1 protein-coding gene and 2 pseudogenes are annotated in these 927 nt (G+C 23.3%); all 3 read right to left on the bottom strand.

Translation table 11 applies throughout. The features are described 5' to 3' along the window. Positions 1-183 (bottom strand): annotated as a pseudogene (locus KAR67_RS09375) (hypothetical protein); the annotation flags it as partial. 3 nt (positions 184-186) lie between these two features. Then, positions 187-741 carry a hypothetical protein gene (locus tag KAR67_RS09370; protein WP_061152877.1) on the bottom strand — a complete coding sequence of 185 codons (555 nt, stop codon included), beginning with the start codon at positions 739-741 and terminating at the stop codon, positions 187-189. Then, positions 735-927: pseudogene (locus KAR67_RS09365) on the bottom strand (methyltransferase); the annotation flags it as partial. The pseudogene KAR67_RS09365 and the gene KAR67_RS09370, both read right to left, overlap by 7 nt.

Here is a 927-nt window from a genome sequence, read left to right as displayed (position 1 = left end):
TTGCTTTAATTTATCACCAAAAGTAAGTTTATCTGCTTTATAAATATTATTCTTTTCATCTTGCTCTATATTTTCCCAAACATATTGCAACATAGCATAACTAGCATCTGCTATATTAGCATAGTCTAGAAATTTAGTGATTAAGTCTAATTTAGCTTCTTGTGTTTTAATGTTTTTGCTCATTTGTTATTCCAAAGTTTCAACTTGCCAGTCATCTTTCTTAAATTTTTTGTCAATATTCTTACAACTTAATACTTCCATATATCTAAAATATAATCCAGCACCCTCATCACCTTTTAAGAATATACCATAATTATCATAAAAATATGTATTAATACGATAATACACTACTTGGTTTTCATTTTTTCTTTCAAATCTAGTTTCCACTATCCTATCTTTTATTTGCTTACTTTTAGGTGTCACTATTATATTCGTTTTATTCTTTATAGATTCATCCTCAATCAACACTTTTCCCAAATTAAAATAACACAACTTCTTAAACTCATAATACTGCGGATCCATATATTTATAAGAACATCCTCCTACTAAGAATAATAAAAGATATGCAGGTAAAAGAAACAAAGTAAATTTTTTAAATATTGTTTTAAAATTTATAGTTTTTGTTTTATTTTTTAATTTACAAAAAATTTTAAAGATAAAATATAAAATAATAGAAAATATAAAAACAAAAAAGAAAAATATAAGAATAAATATTAAAAGATTAATAAAGAATTCTAGCATTTATTAACTCCTCTTAATTTTCTCTGTTTTTTCATAAGACAATTTGTAGTGTTGGGCTGATGTTTTAAAAGTTTAAATCTATTTACAAAATCAATAGTTCTTTTACTAAATGCATCATTCAATCCTACCCTACTAATATCATTATCCAATGTTATTTCTTTACTATCAAAACAAGTATTTATAAGA

This window comes from Campylobacter sp. JH32 (assembly GCF_017846535.1).
GTDB lineage: Bacteria > Campylobacterota > Campylobacteria > Campylobacterales > Campylobacteraceae > Campylobacter_D > Campylobacter_D coli.
The sequence above is the reverse complement of the archived record's forward strand: the minus strand, read 5'-3'. Positions and strand labels throughout refer to the sequence as shown.

What these genes read in the sequence shown, in the direction of transcription:
- KAR67_RS09370 (WP_061152877.1), bottom strand. Translation starts at nt 741, where the DNA reads ATGCTAGAATTCTTTATTAATCTTTTAATATTTATTCTTATATTTTTC.